Source organism: Mycetohabitans sp. B8, assembly GCF_021991875.1.
Classification (GTDB): Bacteria; Pseudomonadota; Gammaproteobacteria; order Burkholderiales; family Burkholderiaceae; genus Mycetohabitans.
Genome location: NZ_JAHLKR010000019.1, coordinates 178,953 through 198,590, shown reverse-complemented (window position 1 = coordinate 198,590; position 19,638 = coordinate 178,953). Strand labels below are relative to the sequence as shown.

The following is a 19,638-nucleotide window of genomic DNA, read 5'->3' as shown; positions in this document are numbered from 1 at the left end:
CGCTTATTTTCCGGACACGATTCCTTTCTCATGCCGCATATACTGATAGTCGATGACGACCCCAATTCCCGTGATGCGTTGGCGGAGATCATCACGGGCGATGGTCTGACCATCGCGATGGCCGGCGACGTGCGCGAGGCGCGTATCCAAATCGTTAGGCAGGTGCCAGACGTCGTCTTTACTGACTTGAAGCTGCCGGATGGCAGCGGTGTGGATTTGTTCAACGATCTGGACCTGCGCTCCGGCGTGGAAATCGTCGTCATTACTGGGCACGCCACCGTAGAGTCCGCGGTCAGTGCGCTGAAGATGGGCGCAACGGATTACCTCGTCAAGCCGATCAATGTGCAACGGGTCAAGGCGATTCTTAGCAGGATCCCGCGTACTGGCGACCTACGCGCCGAGATTGGTACGCTGCGTGGCGAACTGCGCCGCTTTGGGCGCTTTGGCTTGATGCTAGGCAATTCGGCGGCGATGCAGCAAGTCTATGACCAGATCAATCGGGTGGCGCCGACATCCGCTTCAGTGCTGTTGGTCGGCGAATCCGGCACCGGCAAGGAAGTGGCCGCGCAGACCGTGCACGAGTTGAGCTTGCGGCGCAAGCAGGCGTTTCTGGCCATCAATTGCGGCGCGGTGTCGCCGACGCTGATCGAGTCGGAAATGTTCGGTCATGAGCGGGGCGCGTTCACTGGCGCGGACCGACAGCACAAGGGTTATTTCGAGCGCGCCAGCGGCGGTACGCTGTTTCTGGACGAAATCACCGAGATGCCGATCGAGTTGCAGGTTAAGCTGCTGCGCGTGCTCGAGACGGGCGTATTCATGCGGGTCGGCACCACCAAGGAGATCGAGACCGACGTGCGGTTGATCGCGGCGACCAATTGCGATCCCGAGCAGGCAGTGGTCGAGGGCAAGCTGCGGCTAGATCTCTATCATCGGCTCAACGTTTTTCCGATCAGCTTGCCGCCGCTGCGCGAGCGCGGCAAGGATGTCGAGTTGCTCGCGCAGAGCTTTCTGGACGAGCTTAACCAACGCTACGGCACGGACAAGCACTTTCCGCCTTCGGTCAAGGAAACGATGCTGTCGTACACGTGGCCCGGCAATGTGCGCGAGCTCAAGAACTACGTGCAGCGCGCCTACATCATGGCGCCGACTGATGCGCCCACGACCGCATCGGTGCCGCTGCAAGTCTCGCTGTCTAAACCGTCCGCCGGCACTGCGGTGACCATCCCGTTCGGCACGTCGCTGGCCGACGCGGACCGCCAACTGATTCTAGCCACGTTGGAGCAATGCGGTGGCGTGAAGACGCGGGCTGCGGAGATCCTCGGCATTAGCCTGAAGACGTTGTACAACCGCTTGGTTGAATATGGCGATGACGCGCGCAACGCTTCGGGCGAGGACACCGGCGACAGCGATGAGGCGCCAGAGAACGTTGGGGCGAAGTACGCCGGTAGCTAACGGATAGCGTTGTCCGTTCATGAATGAACAGGCGCCCGGGCGTGAGCGGGATTCACCGGCAGGTTCTTTAGCAGGGCGTAGCCGGCATACGTGTTGCTGGGTCCATACTGTCTCCTTCAAGGAAGCGACCTATGCCAACGCTCGAATGGCGCGTTCATGCGCCGCAGCCCGATCCATCCACGCCCACGCCGCCGCGTCCGCCCGAGGTGCCGCCGCCGGACATGCCGCCGGACGAAGCGCCGCCTGACCCGACGCGTGATCCGCCCGGGCCTGACATGCCGCCGATCGGCGATCCGCCGCCGCAAGGCCCGGACATGCCGCACGTGGGGGCGCCAGCGTTCTATACGTCTCGCCGGCCTCGCCTGTGCGGGCGGTCCGCGCGGCTCAATGGACCGACGTGAATAGGGGGCCAGCCGATAGATGCCGACGACACAGGTCGCGGTGTCCTTGAAAAGCGGCCCGCTCACCTGTCACTGTAAGGGTTACAACCCGGGGCGTAACGCTTACCGTGCTATGCGAAGGCGGCGTGAAGCTTAGCCGCACGGGCACGGTACAATTAGCGACTACGCAGTGCAAGTTGGAGGCGCAATGAGCCGACCAAACACACAAGCCGGCCAATGGTCGGACCGGTTGCCGTCCACCGGCACGGGTCATGCGGGCGACCACGAAAACAGCCTATCGGCCGGACAAAACCGGCCCGCACCCGACGCGCCGGCAGATGGCGTCGACAACCAGGGCGGCATCCGCCGTGCTGGCCTGGACTATCAGCGAGAAATCGGGACAGAGCAGGACGCGTAACGCGATCCCAGTCAATCCGTCGGGGCCTTGCGTCATTGCGCCTTTCGACGCGTCGAATACGTTCGGCCTTTTTTTGTGCACTGCGGAAATTGGCATGAAAATTGCACGATCGTGTCGGTAACGTCATTTAAACAGACAGCAGGTGGCAATCCCTATGAGCAGATTGATCGTGGTATCCAATCGGGTCGCCCCGGCGCAGGAGGGCCGTCCCGCGGCCGGGGGGCTGGCAATCGGCGTCTACGATGCGCTGAAGGAGGCCGGCGGCGTATGGTTTGGCTGGAGTGGCGAGATTGGCGATGACGCGGGCAAGCCAATGATCGAGATCCGGGGCAATGTGACCTACGCAACGGTCGGTCTCAGTCGGCGCGACTATGACCAGTACTATCGCGGTTTTTCGAACGCGACGCTGTGGCCCGCTTTTCATTATCGGAATGACTTGACGCGGTTCGACCGCGCCGACTACGAAGGCTACATGCGCGTCAACGGGATGCTTGCCCGGCAGTTGCAGAAGCTGGTCCGGCCGGACGACCTCATCTGGGTGCATGACTACCACTTGATCCCGTTTGGCAAGGCCTGCCGCGAACTCGGCATGCGCAATCCGATTGGGTTTTTCCTGCATATTCCGTTTCCGGCACCCGAGGTGCTGCATACAATTCCACCGTACGCCACGCTGCTCAAGGCGCTATGCAGCTACGACGTGGTCGGCTTTCAGACGGACAGCGACCTGCAGTCTTTTACCGACATCGTGCAGCGTGAATTCGGCGGGCAGTTGCTTCGCAACGGAATGGTCCACGCGTTCGACCACCGGTTCAAGGCCGCTGCGTATCCGATCGGCGTGTACCCGGATGCCATTGCGAAAGCCGCGCAGCAAAACGCCAGCCGCAAGCAGGTGGTCGGGCTGCGCGAAAATATGCGCGAGCGCAAGCTAATCATCAGTGTAGATCGGCTCGACTACTCGAAGGGGCTCGCCGAGCGGTTTCAGGCATTCGAACGGCTGTTGCTGGATTCGCCGAGCCTGGCCGGGCACGTGTCACTGATGCAGATCGCACCGCCTACGCGTACCGACGTGCAAAATTACCAGTCGATTCGCAAGCACCTGGAGGCGGAGGCGGGTCGGATCAACGGCCGTTTTGCCCAACTGGACTGGACCCCGATCCTATACCTAAACCGTAACTATGAACGCAACCTGCTGATGGCGCTGTTCCGCGCGGCCCAAGTCGGGTGCGTGACGCCGCTGCGCGACGGCATGAACCTGGTGGCGAAGGAATACGTCGCGGCGCAAGACCCCGCCGATCCTGGCGTGCTGGTATTGTCACAATTTGCCGGCGCGGCGGACCAATTGCCGGGCGCATTGATTGTCAATCCTTTTGACCTAGTGCAGGTTGCCGACGCGATGCGTCGCGCGTTGTCGATGCCTTTGGTGGACAGGCAGCAGCGGCACCAGGCGATGATGACGGTATTGCGGCAAAACGATCTGTCTGTATGGCGTGATTCATTCATGCGCGATCTGCGTGACGTGATGGACCGCGACGACGCGTTGCCCCTGCGCGCGAGGGTGCAGCCGGCGGCGTTCGCCCGCCCCAGTGTGCCGGTGCGATTACCTGCCAGCACGTTGTCTTGATAAGCTGAAGTCAATGAGGGTGGCGGCTATGCACCGCCGCGTTGGCGTGCTGCGCGGCCGCGCTGTTGCTCCACATGATGGCGTTGGGCGGCGACGACGTACGCTCCACGTTGTTGCACGATGGGGAACATGGGTATGACCAAACCGACCCTCGAGGCCCGCGCTCAATCGATGCGTTCGCGCACAAGGGACCTGCTGGCTTGGGTATCGGAGCCGCTTTCGCACTGGATCAACGATCGCTGTCCGACGATGGCGGCGTCGATCGCGTTCTATACCGCATTCTCGCTTGCGCCGACGCTGGTCATTGTCATTGCGGTGGCCGGCTTTTTTTTCGGACAGGACGCGGTGCAAGGCCGGTTGTTCGGCGAAATACGCGGCGTGGTCGGCGACGAAGCTGCGCAAGGCGTGCAAGCCATCGTGGCCAACGCGTGGCATGCCGATATGGCAACGCGTACGACCACGGTGTCGATCCTGGGTATCGTGATTGGCGCATCCGCTACGTTTTCGACGCTGAACAGCGCGTTGAACGCGATTTGGCCAGCGCCGGTATCGGATACGCGCGCCAGCTTGCTCAGCGTGGTGCGGGTGCGCTTGATTTCGTTTGGCCTGGTGCTTGGCGTGGCATTCCTGATCGTCGTGCTATTGATTTTGGACACGGCGATCAGCGTGATTGGGCACTGGTTCTGGGGACCGCAAAGCGCTTCGTACTTAATAGCGAATGCGGTGCAGCATGTGGCCACACTCGGTTCACTCTGGCTGGCATTTTCCGCGATGCTCAAGTTTGTCCCCGATGCGTCGATCCAATGGCGTGATGCGTTGGCGGGCGGCTTGGCGGCGGCACTGCTGTTCTCCGGCGGCAAGAAGATCTTCGCGTTTTACTTGGCACACGTGGGCACCGCCAACACGTTTGGTGCCGCAGGCTCCCTCGCTGTGCTGCTGATGTGGCTGTATTTCTCGTCGTCGGTGTTCCTGCTTGGTGCGGAGGTAACCGCGACCACTGCGCGCCGACGCCATGACGCGCATTAAGTGCGGGCATGTTCCTTGCGGTACCCTTGCCACCTCAATCCGGGAGAAGACAATGCAAACGACACCATGGATCCGCGTTGCCATCGGCATCATCTGTGCGGCTCATGTGGCCGGGCTGGCCGCGCGGACCGAGGGCCGCAGCGACAGCACCGCGCAATCCTCGGGTTCTGAGACGTTTAGCGAGAAAATTAGCGATGGTGCCATTACCACGAAGGTTAAGGCCGCATTGCTGAACGCAAAGGGCGTGAAAGGCTTTCAGAATATCCACGTGAAGACCACGGCTGGCGCGGTACGCTTGACCGGTACCGTACCCAGCCGTGAGGCGAAGGAAGCCGCTACAGCAGCCGCTAGGACAGTCGATGGCGTGACCCGCGTACACAACGACCTGCGCATCGCGAATTAACGCTATCTCGCCACGCGCTCAGGCATCGTGTGGCGACGTGCCACGCCTGCGGCGAAATAGCTTAATAGACCTCTTCCACGCGCCCGCCAGACGCAGCGCCCCCCGGATGCGGTGTATGTCGCCGCATCCGGGGCAGTCAAACTATCATGCCGTGGTGTCGCGCAATTCGCGTACGCGATCATGATTCTTGAGTACACCTTCGTATTGCCGCTCGACGAGCATCCGGATGTCCGCGGGCAACGCTTCATCCAGTGCCTGGCGGTAATGTTTCTTTGCTACGTCTTCGCCTTTTTCGCAGTCTGCTAGGATCTCGTGGTCGCTGCGGCCCTTGATCGCTGACTTCAGGTCCATCCAGCCACGGTGTAGCGCCCCGGACGCAGACCCGTGATCTTCGGCCTTGCCCCCGAGTGAATGAACGGCGGCTTGCAACTCGCTGACCGCTTGCGAGCACGATTGCGCGCAACTAACGAACAGCGCTTTCAATTCCGGGTTCGACGCATCCTCTGCCGCCTTGCGGAAGCCGGCTTCGCCGTCTTTGGACGTTTCGATCAGATTGTTTAGAACGGAAACAATATGAGTTGCCATCGCGTACCTCCGTTGGTTGTGGTTGATCGGAAACTGCGCACCGCGCAGATCCGGTATGCAGGGGGCTATCCCACCTGCTCGGCTACCAGTGGCCCTCGTCCGGCTACCGGTGACTCGGTCGCCACCCTCCAATGCGGCACACTAAGTGTGCCGCTCGTTGAGATCGGGCTGGCTGTCACGCTCCACGTGCGGCGCGCGGGTCGGGTCGAAGTCAGCCCAGCGTCCGTCGCGCCAGCGTCCGGATGCGCGCTCGATATCCAGCGCACCTGCATCGCGCAACACACGCGAGGCGTTCTCCTGCGTGGCCGCGTCCACGTGCACGGCAACCAGCACGCCGGCGTCACGCGCCTCGCGGTCAACGAACCGCTCGCGCCCGGGATGCTGCTCGAGCGCACGCCGAGTGTGGCTCATCGCGCCGATCATCGAGCCGACGTAAGCGCCGACCCCGGCGGCGATGATTGATACGAGCATCGGCGCGCTCACCAGTGTAAAGACCGCAACGCCAACGACCGCGCCCACGACAGCACCCAGCGCGACGCCCTTGGCTGCCCCCTTCGGCGCTTCGCGTGCGCCGGGGTCGGTCGATACGTCGCCACCGGTCGGCAAGCGCGCGTGCTGGCCGGGTGGATTGACGAAGAATAGGGTAACGTCCTCTTGGGCAAAACCGTGCTTGAACAGGGCCTGCGACGCGCGTTCGGCTTGAGGGAACGAGTTAAAGCGTCCCGCAACGATTAGTGACATGAAACCTCCTTTGCAGGATGAATGGGCAGATTACCTGGCAGCGCTAGGTTGCCGAGATCCGGAACAGGCCACTGTGCAGCACGACGGGTTGACCGTCGTTGTCCTCCAGTGCGAGCCGGGCGACTCGATGGATGCGGCCGCGTCCGCGCTCGAACGCCTGCAGCAATTCGCTCTCGAGCGCGGACGCGGCGCCGAAGTGGTCCTCGAGGGCTTCGGCGCTCACCGAGCACTGCACTAGACGCCCATCAACGGACGCGGTGAAGTCGAGCATCATCCGTGCGCCATCGAAGGAGGGTGGCGCGTCCTCGAAAGTGATATGCGGTGATGGTTCAGGGGGTACGTTCATGCCCTTTTTATAGCAAGCAGCATGCCTGTAGCTAATCAGCCGCGATGCAACGGATCCACGCCGCGTTGCCGTACACGGCTTATCAGCGTCGCCAGCGTTGAAAAGGTAGCCGCCATCGTCAGCATGGAGAAGGCTCCTTGGTTGCCGGTGATGTTGAAAATCAGCGCAATGAGGGGGAGCGTCGACAGGTTGGCCGGTCAATCGCGCCGTGCCGAGTATGACACCCCGCCGCCGTCGCGCTTGTGTGGCGCCGAGACGAGCAGGGTGCGGTTGTTGCGCGAGCGGAACAGGCCGAAGCCACATAGCGCCATGCGCGACACGATGTCGGTTGCGCGCCGAGCGTGGCTAGCAGCGCGACGACGGTGGCAAGCGCTCGTTAAGTCCTGCGTGCGCGTTCAATTACTTCAATTCGTACAGACCTGTATAGGTGGCCGAGTCGATTTCGTTCAAGTGAATCATGAAGCGTGCCACCGCGTTGGTCGTGTCCGTGCCAATCGGTAGCGCGTCAATCTTTAGCGCGTGGACGCGGAACACGTACCGATGCGGCTTATCGCCACGTGGTGGCGCCGCGCCGCCAAAGCCCACCGTGCCATAGTCGTTGCGTAGCTGCAGCGCACCGGCTGGCAGCAGACTGCCATCGGCCTTGCCGGCGCTATCCGGCAGCGAGCGCACATGCGCCGGAATATTGACGAGAACCCAATGCCAGAAACCGCTGCCGGTCGGCGCGTCCGGATCGTACACGGTTAGCGCGAAGCTCTTCGTGTCGGCGGGCGGGCCGGCCCATTGCAGCGCGGGCGACATGTTGCCGCCATCGACGCCAAACGAGCGGTCGTCGTATTCCTGCTGCTTGGGCATGAATCCATTATGCGAGAACCGATCGGACCAAATGCGAAATTCAGCCATGGACGTTGCTCCGGTAGGTTGACCACGCGCGATGCAGCGACGTGACGGCGGCCGCATGGCATTGCCGTGCATCGCGCGTGTCGCAGCGTTCGCGCTAGACCAGCGAGTGTAGCATCACGCGTGGCGTGCTAGGGGGCGCCGCGCGCTGTGCGACGAGATGCGGCGCTACGCGCGGCGGCCGGCGAACTCCGAAGCTAGCGCCAGCAAGTGTGTGGTATGAGAGGCCACGTCGTGGTCGTACAGCAGGTGCTCGCTGGGCCGGGTGAGCCGCGCGGTGCCGGCGCGCCAGCGCGTGAGCGCCTGTTCGACCGCCGTGGCAAAACTGCCCGCGTCCAGGTGCGAGAAGCGCCATTGCGCGTCGTCGCGAATGACTTCGGCGCAGCCGACGTTGCTGGCGGTGAGCACCGGCGTGCCGCACAGGATCGATTCGATGCCCACTAGCCCGAACGGTTCATAGGGTGCCGGCACGATCGTGAAGTCGGCCGCGCCAAACACGCATTGCATGTCCTTGCGATAGCCGAGCGAGCGGATCCGCGGCGATGGGCTGGCGACCGGGCGGCCTGTGACCAACAGGCAGACCGGCTCAGCGCTCGCCTCGAAGTACGCGCGCAGCAGTTCGAATCCTTTGCCGGTGTTGGCCACGAACACAAATGCGGCGTGTCCGTCGGGGATGCCGAGCTGCGCCCGCATCGCATCGCGCTGTGCCGGCGCCATCGGCGCGAAGCAGTCGCTGCGCACCGGCGGATAGATGACACGGATCTTGTCCGGCGCGATGCCGAAATACTGCTGCACTTCTTGCGCCATCATTCTGGAGTGGGCGACGACCACGCTCGCGTTGTGATAAGTGCGGCGCTCCAGCGCGGTTTGCCAGCCGTCGTTCCACTTTGGTTTGTTGCGACCATGGTGCAATGCGCCCGGATGCGTGCCGCCGCATACGACGATGTCGGCTGAGTCGACCCGATTGCACGCGATCACGAGATCCACCTGACTGCGTGTCCGGCGCGCGCGCAGCCGCCAGGAGAACGCCGCATCGCGCAGCGCGCGCGGCAGCCAATTGACCCGGATGGCTTGCGCATCGACGAGTCTGTACTCGGGTAGCGTTTTATCGAATTTTCGGGCGAAGACGACGGGACAAACGCCCCGCGCTGCCATTGCGCCAATAATGTCGCGCGCGTAGCGCTCGAAGCCGCCGGCGTGGCGCAACGCCTGGCACGACAAACCGATGCGCAGTCCCCGCCAGGTGTCGCCAGAGCCGCCAGTGTCGCTGACGCCGCGCGCTGACGAGTCTGCGTGCCGCGCATAGTGGTACTTCAGGAACGTCGCCCGCGCATTCATCCGCGCGATGCTCAGCCCCGTCAACCCATCGAGGAATCCAGCACGCAACATGAACGTGCGTATAAAAGCAAAGCCGCCGTGCGCGAGGGGGGCCAATGCGCTGATGCGGCGCGTGCGTGCGCGCAACATCTGGGCGCCGGCGCGAGCGTAGGCCAGTGTCTTGTCCGCTACCTCTTCGCCAGAGCGATAGCTATAGTGCAGCAACCGGCCGTTGAGGCGTCCGGTGGGGCCTTCGACGATGGGCCGCTCGTGTACGGCATCGTCCGAAAATCTAGCCGCTTCGCGGCGGAACAACCGGACCACCCAATCCGGCGACCAGCCCGAGTGATGGACCCAGTGGCCTCGGAATTGCGAGCGGCGGGACATCGCGTACCCCGTACAGCCGGACGGGCCGCGCCCGGCCAGTACCGCTTCGATCGATTCCCTTAACTGCGGTGTCACGCGCTCGTCGGCATCCAGCGACAGTACCCACGGCCGGGTAGCGAGCGCAAGTGCCCGATTCTTCTGAGGGCCGAATCCCGGCCAGTCTGCTGTGACGACCCTTGCGCCGAAGCGCTCACAGATCCGCACCGTCGCATCGGTGCTGCCGGCGTCGACCACGACGATCTCATCGGCCAGGCCGCGCACGGACGCCAGACATGCTTCGATGTCGTGGGCCTCATTGAGCGTGATGATGATCACACTGAGCGGTTCGCGATGCACGGTCATGACGATATGAGGGGAAGGTAACGGCGAAACCGACAATATTAATGGATTTGGCCGCGGCGACCCGTACGCCGACAATTGCCTGACCAAGGGCGCGGCCGCGCATAACACAGCTTCGTGACAATTCAATATATTTATCGATGCCCATGTGGCGCGGTCGCCGGCGCGCCGAGTCCTACAGGCCTCACCATGTCACGACGCGGCTCGGATGGCCAATGTAGACCTGTTTAGACTTGTTCAAAACGGCCTGGTGCTGGTGGTGTCGCCTTGGTGGGCGCGCGTTTCGCCACTATCGCAGTACGGGCGGGATCGCCAATGCGGCACTACAGCCCAATGTGGCACTACAGCCAAGATTAACAGATCGTGGTGGCCGCCGTGGCAAGCGGGTTGCTCGCGTTGGCCCTGGGGCGGCGGATGGTGCATCGATGGTGCATCATTACCCGCCGTTTTGCGGGCGGCCGATCTATGAGCCGGCGCTGCATGGCTTGTTTCTGGTCACGGCTGTCCAGGAGCCGACACTGCTTAAGTGGGGTGCGTTTTCCCGCGATCACGCGATGCTGTAATGCGCGATTGCCACGGGCATGCTGTTCGCGTTGCGGTCGGTGCGCTAGCTGGCGCGGCAACACGCGAGCGTGTTTCATGCGCGGCATTGAGTGAAGGTGCCGCAGCGTTGCGTTTAGCGGTCGTCTTGCAGCGCGGGTACCGCGGCCGAGGTTTTTTTGCTCGCTGCAGCGGGTGTCCCCGGGCGCCGCTCTCGGCCGATCAGTCGCTTGATCGCGCGCTTGGCCAGGAACACTGCGCGCTCCCGGTACAGCGCGCCGCGATAGCCGTCGAATGACACGTGTTTGGTCAATTCCGGGTAGACTTGCGCGACGGCGCGGCAATGCTGAGCCAATGTGTCGATAATGCGCAGCGCATCGCCCAGCGCATGGCCGTCGACTCGGGCCGCTTCCCGACGCGCGTGTGCGAATCCCATCGCAGTGAGCGTCATCCAGTAATGCCGGTGCGCCGGCTCAGCGCATTGCGACAGCGCGCGCTCGACATTCTTGGCCAGATCCTGCACGCTGCGCGTGTTCATGACCTGCGTAATGCTGCCCGAGCGTCGATAGTAGTTGTATAGGCGCTCGCTGAGCCGATGCACCGTGCGGGCACGCAAGTACAGATAGGGCGTGACCGCGGCGTCCTCATACAGTTGGGCAGGCGGGAACGCGATGCCATCCCACAACGAGCGCCGGTAAATACGGGCCCACGCGAACATCTCGTAGGTAGCCGCGACATCCAGTAGCAGCCGATCGTCCACCTGATGCTCGCCAGCCCACTGGGCGCCGATCATCGTCAACTCGTCCGATTGCTTGCCGTTGCGGCCCACGATCCAAATGTTGTAGTCGATCACGTCGGCGCGCCCTGTCCGCAGGATCGGAATGATCTTGTCGGAGAAGTCCGGTTCCCACGCGTCGTCGCCATCCAGGAAGGCTAGGTACGGCGACTGCGCTTGTGCGATGCCGGTATTGCGGGCCGCGCTGCATCCGCCGTTGGGCTGCGTGATCACCCGGATATCGGCGTGCGGATGGGCTCGCACGATCGCGTCGATGCGCTCGTGGGATCGATCGGTCGAACCATCGTCGATCACCAGTGTCGTGATCTCGTCGAGATGGCGTTGCTTGAGTATCGACTGCAACGCATTCGCGATGCAGTCTTCGAGGTTGTAGACGGGCACGACAACGGTCAGCAGCGTGCTCGAGGATACACGTCCGGAAAAAGTCATAGCTGGCGTGAGAAGGCGGTTCGCGTCACACTGCCCGGCCCGAGACATGCAGGGACCGCGCGGCGCGCTCGCACCCGCGCATCGCAGTGGGCTTGCCACACCTTACCGTCCGATGGAGATCATTTATGTGCGATGCACCACATCGTCGCGACGCGGTGCCGCATGCAAAGCGCCCGCAGATCACGAGTACACGGGCCAACGCTGGCGTGCGGCGGTTGTCGTGGAGGCAACCTTCGGAGATCTTAACCTGCTGAGGCGAAGCAAGGCCGTGGACACTGTTAAGCTGGGAGCGGCGCGCGCAGACAAATGGCGGCAAAGTGGTCGCTATCTCGTCGCGCCGTGAGGCAATATGGTCCCGCCGTCAGGAATCGAACCTGAATCTCACGCTTAGGAGGCGCGTGCACTATCCATTGTGCTACGGCGAGAGGGAGCCATCATCGATGACACGCGACCCGGCGGCGCATCGGAAGCCGTGCACCGGCAGCACGGCTGTGCGTCGGGGCGAGTCGTCGAGATCCCGGGGTTCGTAAGGATACCACGAGCGCGATCCCTGGGCCGCATCGGCGTCACGCTCAGTATTCCACCACAGCGAAGTCGGCCTGGCTGACGTCACACAACGGACAGCGCCCGTGCGTCGGGATATGGGCAAAACGCGTGCTGGGTGCGATGCCTTCATCCGGCAGCCCTTTTGCCCCGGTAGCCCTTTTGCCTCATGGGTATCGTCAACCTTGTAGATTCATCCGCAAATCAAGCAGCCCCAATTTTTATATTCAATCACGTCAGGCACGACTGCAACTTTTGGCCCTTTCCGGTCTGCTCGGAAAGCCACGCTGTTAGCGTAACGCATGGCGTGGACCCGCATCGGCCATTCGACCGATGCGGGTCCATGCGCGGTGGCGCGCGTCTGGCCGGTACAATGGGTGTTTTCCTGTCCTTTTCCCGACCCGATGTCGCTGTTTTCTATCACCGGCGCGCAACTCGCGTTCGGCCATGTCGCGCTGCTCGACCACGCGGACTTTTCGATTGAGCCGGGCGAGCGGGTGGGCCTGATCGGCCGCAACGGTGCGGGCAAGTCATCGTTGCTGAAAATCGTCGCCGGTCTGACCAAGCCCGACGACGGCTTGATCACTCGCACGCAGGCGCTCACTACCGTCTACGTGCCACAAGAGCCGGTCTTCGACCCCGGCATGCACGTGTTCGATGCGGTGGCCGCGGGGCTGGAGCATACCCGGGTGCTGCTCGACGAGTATGACCACGTTGCGCACGCGCTAGCCGATACGCCCGAGGGCTCGTCACATGACGCGTTGCTAACGCGCATGAATGCGCTGCAGGGTGCGCTGGACGCGCATGACGGATGGGCGTGGCGCACCCGGGTCGCGACTACGCTCGCCCAATTGGGTTTGGAGGGCGACGCGCGGGTGGATCAACTTTCTGGCGGCCTACTCAAGCGCGTTGCGCTGGCACGCGCGCTGGTGACGCAGCCCGATGTGCTACTGCTGGACGAGCCGACCAACCATCTTGATTTTGATTCGATACGCTGGCTCGAGGAACTGTTGTTGTCGCTGCGCGGCAGCGTGTTGTTCATCACGCACGATCGCGCGTTCCTCGATCGCGTCGCGACCCGTATCGTCGAACTCGATCGCGGGCGCTTGTTGTCATACCCGGGCAATTTCTCGGCCTATCAGACCCGCAAGGCGCAGCAACTCGAAGTGCAAGCCGTCGAGAACGCGAAGTTTGACAAGTTGCTCGCCCAGGAGGAGATTTGGATCCGCAAGGGCGTCGAGGCGCGTCGCACGCGCAGCGTCGGGCGCATCGCGCGCCTCGTGCAGATGCGCAATGAGCGCGCACAGCGGCGCAATGTGCAGGGCAACGTGCGCCTTGACGTGAGCCAGGCCGACAAGTCCGGCAAGATCGTCGCCGAGCTCACCGACGTGACTAAGTGCTACGGTGAGCAAACGGTCGTCGCGTGTTTTTCGACCACCGTGATGCGCGGTGACAAAATTGGCTTCGTCGGTCCGAACGGCGCGGGCAAGACCACGTTGCTCAAGCTCATGCTCGGCGAGATTGCACCGGACGAAGGTCGGATGCGCACCGGCACGAATCTGCAGATTGCATACTTTGACCAAATGCGCGCGCAGTTGGACCCGGAGCGCAGCCTTGCGGACACGATTAGCCCGGGCAGCGACTGGGTGGAGATCAACGGCGCCCGCAAGCATGTGATGAGCTACCTGGGCGACTTCCTGTTTTCGCCAGAACGCGCGCGCTCGCCAGTCAAGTCATTGTCTGGCGGCGAGCGCAATCGGCTGTTGCTGGCGCGATTGTTCGCACGGCCTGCGAATGTGTTGGTATTGGACGAGCCGACCAACGACCTGGACATCCCGACACTCGAGCTGCTCGAGGAGTTGTTGACCGACTATGACGGCACGGTGCTGCTTGTGAGTCACGATCGCACGTTCCTGGACAACGTGGTTACGTCGGTGATCGCGGCGGAAGGAAACGGTCAGTGGCGCGAGTACGTTGGCGGTTTCTCGGACTGGCAGACGCAGAAGGCGCGCGCCGATGCACGGGCTCAAGCCAGTGCCGCGCCGCCGGCGAAGGTCGCCGCGAACATCCCGGCTGCACCGAGAGGCGACGGTGCATTGCATGACGCGCCCAGCGCCGCCTCGGGGCGCAACGACAAGCGCAGCGTCAAGCTGACGTTCAACGAGCAGCGCGAGCTGGATGCGTTGCCGGAGCGGATTACGCAGCTCGAGGCGGAGCAGCAGTCCATCAGTGCGCGGCTGGAAGACGGGTCGATCTTTGTGACAGATCCGGCCGAAGGCACGCGGCTCACCGAGCGCTATGCGGCGATCGACGACGAACTGTTGGCCGCGCTCGAGCGCTGGGAGATGCTGGAGGCCAAGCGCAAGCCGGTAAAATAGCGCCCGTTCCCACCCCGGCTGCCGGCAGCACGCACGATTCGCGGGCATCGTGACGAGCGAGTTGTTTCGGCAGGGCTTTTTCAAGAACTCAACGAATTGTCCACGCGTTTGTCCACAACAACTGTGGACAACGGCGGAATTTATCGGAACATGGCTACAAAGAAATCCGGTCCCGCATACAGCGAAGCGTCGATCAAGGTGCTCAAGGGGCTCGAGCCGGTGAAACAACGGCCGGGCATGTACACGCGCACGGAGAATCCGCTGCATATCGTGCAGGAAGTCATCGACAACGCGTCGGACGAGGCACTGGGCGGATTTGGCGCGCAAATCGTCGTGACGCTGCATACCGACGGTTCGGTCAGCGTCGAGGATGACGGGCGGGGTATTCCGTTCGGCCTGCACCCTGAAGAAGGGGTGCCCGTGGTGGAGATCGTGTTCACCCGGTTGCATGCGGGCGGCAAGTTCGACAAGGCTGCCGGTGGCGCGTATACGTTCTCCGGCGGCTTGCATGGCGTGGGCGTGTCCGTGACCAATGCATTGTCGCAGCGACTCGATGTCACCGTGTGGCGGGACGGCAAGGTGGCCGACATCAGCTTCTCACACGGCGACGTGGTGCGTGCGCTCACCGTGCGCGCGGCCAATGGCCGCATGGACAAGAAATCCGGTACCCGCGTCACGGCATGGCCCGACCCGAAATACTTCGACTCGGCTAACCTGCCGCAGTCCGAACTGCAGCGTTTGTTGCGCTCCAAGGCGGTGCTGCTGCCCGGCGTCGAGGTGGTGTTGATCATCGAGAAAACCGGCGAGCGGCAGTCATGGAAATACGAGGATGGGCTGCGTGGCTATCTGCTCGAGGGTCTGGCCGGCTACGATACGTTGATCCCGCTGTTTGAGGGCGAGCGGTACGCCGGGTCGTCACGCACGACCGACGACACGTTCGCCGAGGGCGAGGGCGCATCGTGGGTCGTCGCATGGTCCGAGGAAGGCCCGCTGCTGCGTGAGTCGTATGTGAACCTGATTCCGACGCCGGCGGGCGGCACCCACGAGTCCGGGCTGCGTGATGGCTTGTTCCAGGCGGTCAAGAGCTTTGTGGAGCTGCATAACTTGCAGCCCAAGGGCGTCAAGCTGCTCGCCGAGGACGTGTTTGCACGCGTCTCGTTCGTGCTGTCAGCGAAGGTGCTCGATCCGCAATTCCAAGGTCAGATCAAGGAGCGACTCAACAGCCGGGATGCAGTCCGGCTGGTCTCTTCGTTCGTGCGACCGAGCCTGGAGTTGTGGCTCAACCAGCATGTCGAGCATGGACGCAAGCTGGCCGAATTGGTGATCAAGCAGGCGCAGGCGCGCACCCGCGCCGGCCAGAAGGTCGAGAAGCGCAAGAGTTCCGGCGTGGCGGTGTTGCCCGGCAAGCTGGTCGATTGCGAGTCGACTGACATAGCGCGCAACGAGTTGTTTCTGGTCGAGGGCGATTCCGCGGGCGGCTCGGCGAAGATGGGGCGCGACAAGGAGTTTCAGGCGATTCTGCCGCTGCGCGGCAAGGTCCTCAACACGTGGGAGACGGAGCGCGACCGGCTGTTCGCCAACAATGAAGTGCACGACATTGCGGTGGCGATCGGCGTCGATCCGCACGCGAGCGACGATGCGATCGACCTGTCGAATCTACGTTACGGCAAGATCTGCATCCTGTCGGATGCGGACGTGGACGGCTCGCATATCCAGGTGCTGTTGCTCACGCTGTTCTTTCGCCACTTTCCCCAACTCATCGAGCGCGGCCACGTGTATGTAGCGCGCCCGCCGCTGTTTCGCGTGGACGCGCCGGCCCGGGGTAAGAAGCCGGCGCAGAAGCTCTACGCGCTGGACGAAGGCGAGCTTGACGCGATAGTGGACAAGCTGCGCAAAGATGGCGTACGTGAGTCTGCATGGACGATTTCGCGTTTCAAGGGGCTGGGCGAGATGAACGCCGAGCAGTTGTGGGACACGACGATGAACCCGGATACCCGGCGGCTGATGCCCATGCAACTGGGCGGGCTAGATTTCGATGCGACCATCGGGCGCATGACGATGCTGATGGGCAAGGGCGAAGCCGCTGCCCGCCGCGCGTGGCTCGAGGAAAAGGGCAACGAGGCGCAGGCGGACATCTGACGCAGGGTGCGACGTGCGATGCTGCTAGGGGCCGCTGCGCGCGATGCCCGCTGGACTTGAATTTGAGGCTGTCACCCGATGAGTGAAGAACTGGAATTGGATTTTTCGCCGCCTCCCGACGGCGAGTACCTGACGCTGGGCGACTACGCCGAGCGCGCCTACCTCGACTATGCGGTGTCGGTGGTCAAGAGTCGTGCGCTGCCCGATGTGACCGATGGCCAGAAGCCGGTGCAACGTCGCATCCTGTATGCGATGCACGAAATGGGGTTGGCGGCCGACGCGAAGCCGGTCAAGTCGGCGCGCGTGGTTGGCGATGTGCTCGGTAAATACCACCCGCATGGTGATTCATCCGCGTATGAGGCGCTGGTGCGGCTGGCGCAGGACTTCTCGATGCGCTACCCGCTGATCGACGGGCAGGGCAACTTTGGCTCGCGCGACGGCGACGGCGCCGCGGCGATGCGCTATACCGAAGCGAGGCTCACGCCGATCGCACGGCTGCTGCTCGATGAAATCGATCAAGGCACCGTCGACTTCATTCCAAACTACGACGGCTCGTTTGAGGAGCCCAAGTCGTTGCCGGTACGCTTGCCGTTCGTGCTGCTCAACGGCGCATCGGGCATTGCGGTGGGCATGGCCACTGAGATTCCACCGCACAACCTGCGTGAGGTCACGCAAGCAGCGATTGAACTGATCCGCAACCCGAGCCTGGATCACGCCGCGCTGATGGCGCGGATGCCGGGCCCGGACTTTCCGGGGGGAGGCCAGGTCATCTCCAGTCCGGCGGAGATTTCCGCGGCATATGAAACCGGCCGTGGCAGCCTGAAGGTGCGCGCGCGCTGGAAGATCGAGGAGTTGGCGCGCGGGCAGTGGCAACTGGTGATCACGGAGCTGCCGCCCGGCACGTCGTCGCAGAAGGTGCTGGAGGAAATCGAGGAGTTGACCAACCCGAAGGTCAAGCTTGGTAAGAAGACGTTGACGCCGGAGCAACTACAGACCAAGCAGAGCCTACTCGCGCTGCTCGACGCGGTGCGCGACGAGTCTGGCAAGGACTCGCCGGTGCGGCTCGTGTTCGAGCCGAAGTCCAGCCGCATCGACCAGACCGAGTTCGTCAATACGTTGCTCGCGTACACGAGTTTGGAATCCAGCGCGCCGATCAACTTGGTGATGATCGGCGCCGATGGCCGGCCGCGGCAAAAGGGATTAGGCGAGATCCTGCGCGAATGGATCGGTTACCGCTTCGCGACCGTGACGAGGCGTACGCGGTTCAGGCTCTCCAAGGTGCAGGATCGGATCCATATCCTGGAAGGCCGGATGATCGTCTTTCTGAATCTGGACGAAGTGATCCGGATCATTCGCGAGTCGGACGAACCGAAGGCGGCGCTCATCGCGGCCTTTGGGCTCTCACAGCGGCAGGCGGACGACATTCTCGAAATCCGTTTGCGCCAATTGGCGCGACTGGAAAAGATCAAGATCGAGAAGGAGTTGGGCGAGCTGCGCGACGAAAAGACCCGGCTCGAGGAACTGCTGGGCAGCGAAGTGGCGATGAAACGGCTGATCATCAAGGAAATTGAAGCCGATGCGAAGCAGTTTGGCGATGCGCGCCGCACGCTGATCCAGCAGGACAAGCGCGCGACGTTCGAGGCGCGGATCGTCGACGAGCCGGTGACGGTCGTCGTCTCGCAGCGCGGCTGGGTCCGTGCGCTGAAGGGACACGGGCTGGAGGCAGCAGGCTTCACGTTCAAGGCTGGCGACAGTTTGTATGCCGCGTTCCAATGCCGCACGCCTGATACGCTGGTGGCGTGGGGCAGCAATGGCCGCGTATATTCGGTGCCGGTCGCGGCGCTGCCGGGCGGGCGTGGTGATGGCGTTCCGGTCACGTCGTTGATCGAGTTGGAGGCCGGCACTCATCTGATGCACTATTTTGCTGCACCGCTGGAGCAGCCGTTGCTGCTCGCGTCGAGCAACGGCTTCGGTTTTATCGCACGGATCGGCGACATGATTAGCCGCGTGAAGGCCGGCAAGTCGTTCATGACGATCGATGCCGGCGCGCGGCCGCTCGCGCCGATGCCCGTGTGGTCGGATGCGTCGCAGGTCGCATGCTTGGCACTCGGCGCGAAGGACGAGACACGTTTGCTGGTGTTCGGGCTGGACGAAATGAAGATGTTGTCCAGCGGCGGACGTGGCGTGACATTGATTGGCCTGGACGGCAACGAGCAGTTGCTCCAGGCGCTGGCGATCGGCCAGGCGGGGCTGGTGCTCAGTGGCGCGGGGCGGAGCGGCAAGCCGCAGCAGCAGATACTGGTTGGCGGGGCGCTCGCGCCCTACGTCGGCAAGCGTGCGCGTCGTGGCAAGTCGCCGGCGATCAAGTTCAAGGTGGCGGGCATGCGCCCAGTGTTGCCCGGGCAGCCGGCATGAGAATCAGGGAGGAACGAGCGTGTTAAAAGTGTTGGAGGTGGCGATGTTTCTGCACATTGCCGCAGTGGTGACATGGGTCGGTGGCATGACGTTTATGCAATTTTGCCTGCGCCCGGCGTTGTCCGACGTGTCGCCGCAATTGCGCCTGCCGTTGCTTGATTCGGTGTTTGGCCGGTTCTTTCGGCTGGTCACGGCGGCGATCGTCGTGATTCTGGCCACTGGGATATTCATGTGGATGACGCTGGGCGGCATGCAGACGAACGGGCCGATGCACGCGATGGCCGCGATCGGTGTGCTGATGATGCTACTGTTCGGCCACATCCGCTTCGTGTTGTATCCGCGGCTGCGGCGCGCGGTCCAAGCACAGAACTGGCCGGACGGCGCCTGCGTCGTCGCGGCCCTGCGCCGGCTGGTGGCGGTCAACCTCGCGCTCGGTGTGGTGGCCATGGCGCTGGGCGTGATCGGGCGTTTCTGACCGCGGCC

At 63.0% G+C, this 19,638-nt stretch carries 17 protein-coding genes, 1 tRNA gene and 1 pseudogene; 11 read left to right on the top strand and 8 right to left on the bottom strand.

What is annotated here, in order from left to right; all coding sequences use genetic code 11:
- Positions 1-30 precede the first annotated feature (30 nt).
- The 6 genes from KQH60_RS11620 (at position 31) to KQH60_RS11595 (ending at position 5,300) form a co-directional block, all read left to right on the top strand.
- Complete coding sequence (locus KQH60_RS11620; protein WP_237576595.1) at positions 31-1,452, top strand: sigma-54 dependent transcriptional regulator; 1,422 nt, start codon at positions 31-33, stop codon at positions 1,450-1,452.
- A gap of 131 nt (positions 1,453-1,583) precedes the next feature.
- Complete coding sequence (locus KQH60_RS11615; RefSeq protein WP_237576594.1) at positions 1,584-1,853, top strand: hypothetical protein; 270 nt, start codon at positions 1,584-1,586, stop codon at positions 1,851-1,853.
- 187 nt (positions 1,854-2,040) lie between these two features.
- Entirely contained in the window at positions 2,041-2,250 is a 210-nt protein-coding gene (locus KQH60_RS11610; protein ID WP_237576593.1) for a hypothetical protein, read from the top strand.
- Positions 2,251-2,404: 154 nt separating this feature from the next.
- A complete protein-coding gene (gene otsA / locus KQH60_RS11605; protein ID WP_237576592.1) occupies positions 2,405-3,871 on the top strand; it encodes an alpha,alpha-trehalose-phosphate synthase (UDP-forming) in 1,467 nt (488 codons plus the stop codon).
- 135 nt (positions 3,872-4,006) lie between these two features.
- Complete coding sequence (locus KQH60_RS11600; RefSeq protein ID WP_237576591.1) at positions 4,007-4,897, top strand: YihY/virulence factor BrkB family protein; 891 nt, start codon at positions 4,007-4,009, stop codon at positions 4,895-4,897.
- 52 nt (positions 4,898-4,949) lie between these two features.
- A complete protein-coding gene (locus tag KQH60_RS11595; RefSeq protein WP_237576590.1) occupies positions 4,950-5,300 on the top strand; it encodes a BON domain-containing protein in 351 nt (116 codons plus the stop codon).
- A 144-nt stretch (positions 5,301-5,444) separates the two neighbouring features.
- On the opposite strand, the gene KQH60_RS11590 is transcribed toward KQH60_RS11595, so the two are convergent.
- The 5 genes from KQH60_RS11590 to KQH60_RS15080 all read right to left on the bottom strand — a co-directional run bounded on the left by KQH60_RS11590 (position 5,445) and on the right by KQH60_RS15080 (position 9,918).
- Positions 5,445-5,885: a PA2169 family four-helix-bundle protein gene (locus tag KQH60_RS11590; protein ID WP_237576589.1), complete on the bottom strand. Its 441-nt coding sequence runs from the start codon at positions 5,883-5,885 to the stop codon at positions 5,445-5,447.
- A 141-nt stretch (positions 5,886-6,026) separates the two neighbouring features.
- Positions 6,027-6,626, bottom strand: coding sequence for a glycine zipper domain-containing protein (locus KQH60_RS11585; protein WP_237576588.1), 600 nt, complete (start codon positions 6,624-6,626; stop codon positions 6,027-6,029).
- Between the two features lie 43 nt (positions 6,627-6,669).
- Positions 6,670-6,972, bottom strand: a complete 303-nt coding sequence (locus KQH60_RS11580; RefSeq protein WP_237576587.1) for a DUF1488 domain-containing protein — start codon at positions 6,970-6,972, stop codon at positions 6,670-6,672.
- 399 nt (positions 6,973-7,371) lie between these two features.
- Entirely contained in the window at positions 7,372-7,875 is a 504-nt protein-coding gene (locus KQH60_RS11575; protein ID WP_237576586.1) for a YbhB/YbcL family Raf kinase inhibitor-like protein, read from the bottom strand.
- A gap of 165 nt (positions 7,876-8,040) precedes the next feature.
- Entirely contained in the window at positions 8,041-9,918 is a 1,878-nt protein-coding gene (locus tag KQH60_RS15080; RefSeq protein WP_368669346.1) for a glycosyltransferase, read from the bottom strand.
- A gap of 422 nt (positions 9,919-10,340) precedes the next feature.
- Between KQH60_RS15080 and KQH60_RS11560 the strand changes: the two genes are divergently transcribed.
- Entirely contained in the window at positions 10,341-10,478 is a 138-nt protein-coding gene (locus KQH60_RS11560) for a hypothetical protein (RefSeq protein WP_237576585.1), read from the top strand.
- Positions 10,479-10,591: 113 nt separating this feature from the next.
- Here the strand turns inward: KQH60_RS11560 and KQH60_RS11555 are convergent, their stop codons facing one another.
- From KQH60_RS11555 to KQH60_RS11545, 3 genes and pseudogenes are all read right to left on the bottom strand, one after another.
- The gene (locus KQH60_RS11555) at positions 10,592-11,680 is read right to left on the bottom strand and encodes a glycosyltransferase (RefSeq protein ID WP_237576584.1); all 1,089 of its coding nucleotides are present in this window, start codon (positions 11,678-11,680) and stop codon (positions 10,592-10,594) included.
- 350 nt (positions 11,681-12,030) lie between these two features.
- A tRNA-Arg gene (locus KQH60_RS11550) sits at positions 12,031-12,105 on the bottom strand.
- A 147-nt stretch (positions 12,106-12,252) separates the two neighbouring features.
- Positions 12,253-12,416: pseudogene (locus KQH60_RS11545) on the bottom strand (rubredoxin).
- Positions 12,417-12,627: 211 nt separating this feature from the next.
- On the opposite strand from KQH60_RS11545, the gene KQH60_RS11540 reads away from it, so the two are divergent.
- The 4 genes from KQH60_RS11540 to KQH60_RS11525 all read left to right on the top strand — a co-directional run bounded on the left by KQH60_RS11540 (position 12,628) and on the right by KQH60_RS11525 (position 19,630).
- The gene (locus tag KQH60_RS11540) at positions 12,628-14,601 is read left to right on the top strand and encodes an ATP-binding cassette domain-containing protein (RefSeq protein WP_237576583.1); all 1,974 of its coding nucleotides are present in this window, start codon (positions 12,628-12,630) and stop codon (positions 14,599-14,601) included.
- A 150-nt stretch (positions 14,602-14,751) separates the two neighbouring features.
- Positions 14,752-16,740, top strand: coding sequence for a DNA topoisomerase IV subunit B (locus tag KQH60_RS11535; RefSeq protein ID WP_237576582.1), 1,989 nt, complete (start codon positions 14,752-14,754; stop codon positions 16,738-16,740).
- A 78-nt stretch (positions 16,741-16,818) separates the two neighbouring features.
- Entirely contained in the window at positions 16,819-19,155 is a 2,337-nt protein-coding gene (gene parC, locus KQH60_RS11530; protein WP_237576581.1) for a DNA topoisomerase IV subunit A, read from the top strand.
- Positions 19,156-19,174: 19 nt separating this feature from the next.
- Complete coding sequence (locus tag KQH60_RS11525; RefSeq protein WP_237576580.1) at positions 19,175-19,630, top strand: DUF4149 domain-containing protein; 456 nt, start codon at positions 19,175-19,177, stop codon at positions 19,628-19,630.
- The last annotated feature ends 8 nt before the right edge of the window (positions 19,631-19,638 follow it).

Bases quoted from the DNA above. Each gene is read 5' to 3' on its own strand.
- KQH60_RS15080 (WP_368669346.1), bottom strand. From the start codon at position 9,918: ATGACCGTGCATCGCGAACCGCTCAGTGTGATCATCATCACGCTCAAT.
- KQH60_RS11575 (WP_237576586.1), bottom strand. From the start codon at position 7,875: ATGGCTGAATTTCGCATTTGGTCCGATCGGTTCTCGCATAATGGATTC.
- KQH60_RS11590 (WP_237576589.1), bottom strand. From the start codon at position 5,885: ATGGCAACTCATATTGTTTCCGTTCTAAACAATCTGATCGAAACGTCC.
- KQH60_RS11600 (WP_237576591.1), top strand. From the start codon at position 4,007: ATGACCAAACCGACCCTCGAGGCCCGCGCTCAATCGATGCGTTCGCGC.
- KQH60_RS11615 (WP_237576594.1), top strand. From the start codon at position 1,584: ATGCCAACGCTCGAATGGCGCGTTCATGCGCCGCAGCCCGATCCATCC.
- KQH60_RS11585 (WP_237576588.1), bottom strand. From the start codon at position 6,626: ATGTCACTAATCGTTGCGGGACGCTTTAACTCGTTCCCTCAAGCCGAA.
- KQH60_RS11540 (WP_237576583.1), top strand. From the start codon at position 12,628: ATGTCGCTGTTTTCTATCACCGGCGCGCAACTCGCGTTCGGCCATGTC.
- KQH60_RS11595 (WP_237576590.1), top strand. From the start codon at position 4,950: ATGCAAACGACACCATGGATCCGCGTTGCCATCGGCATCATCTGTGCG.
- otsA (WP_237576592.1), top strand. From the start codon at position 2,405: ATGAGCAGATTGATCGTGGTATCCAATCGGGTCGCCCCGGCGCAGGAG.
- KQH60_RS11620 (WP_237576595.1), top strand. From the start codon at position 31: ATGCCGCATATACTGATAGTCGATGACGACCCCAATTCCCGTGATGCG.
- KQH60_RS11560 (WP_237576585.1), top strand. From the start codon at position 10,341: ATGGTGCATCATTACCCGCCGTTTTGCGGGCGGCCGATCTATGAGCCG.
- KQH60_RS11610 (WP_237576593.1), top strand. From the start codon at position 2,041: ATGAGCCGACCAAACACACAAGCCGGCCAATGGTCGGACCGGTTGCCG.
- parC (WP_237576581.1), top strand. From the start codon at position 16,819: ATGAGTGAAGAACTGGAATTGGATTTTTCGCCGCCTCCCGACGGCGAG.
- KQH60_RS11535 (WP_237576582.1), top strand. From the start codon at position 14,752: ATGGCTACAAAGAAATCCGGTCCCGCATACAGCGAAGCGTCGATCAAG.
- KQH60_RS11580 (WP_237576587.1), bottom strand. From the start codon at position 6,972: ATGAACGTACCCCCTGAACCATCACCGCATATCACTTTCGAGGACGCG.
- KQH60_RS11555 (WP_237576584.1), bottom strand. From the start codon at position 11,680: ATGACTTTTTCCGGACGTGTATCCTCGAGCACGCTGCTGACCGTTGTC.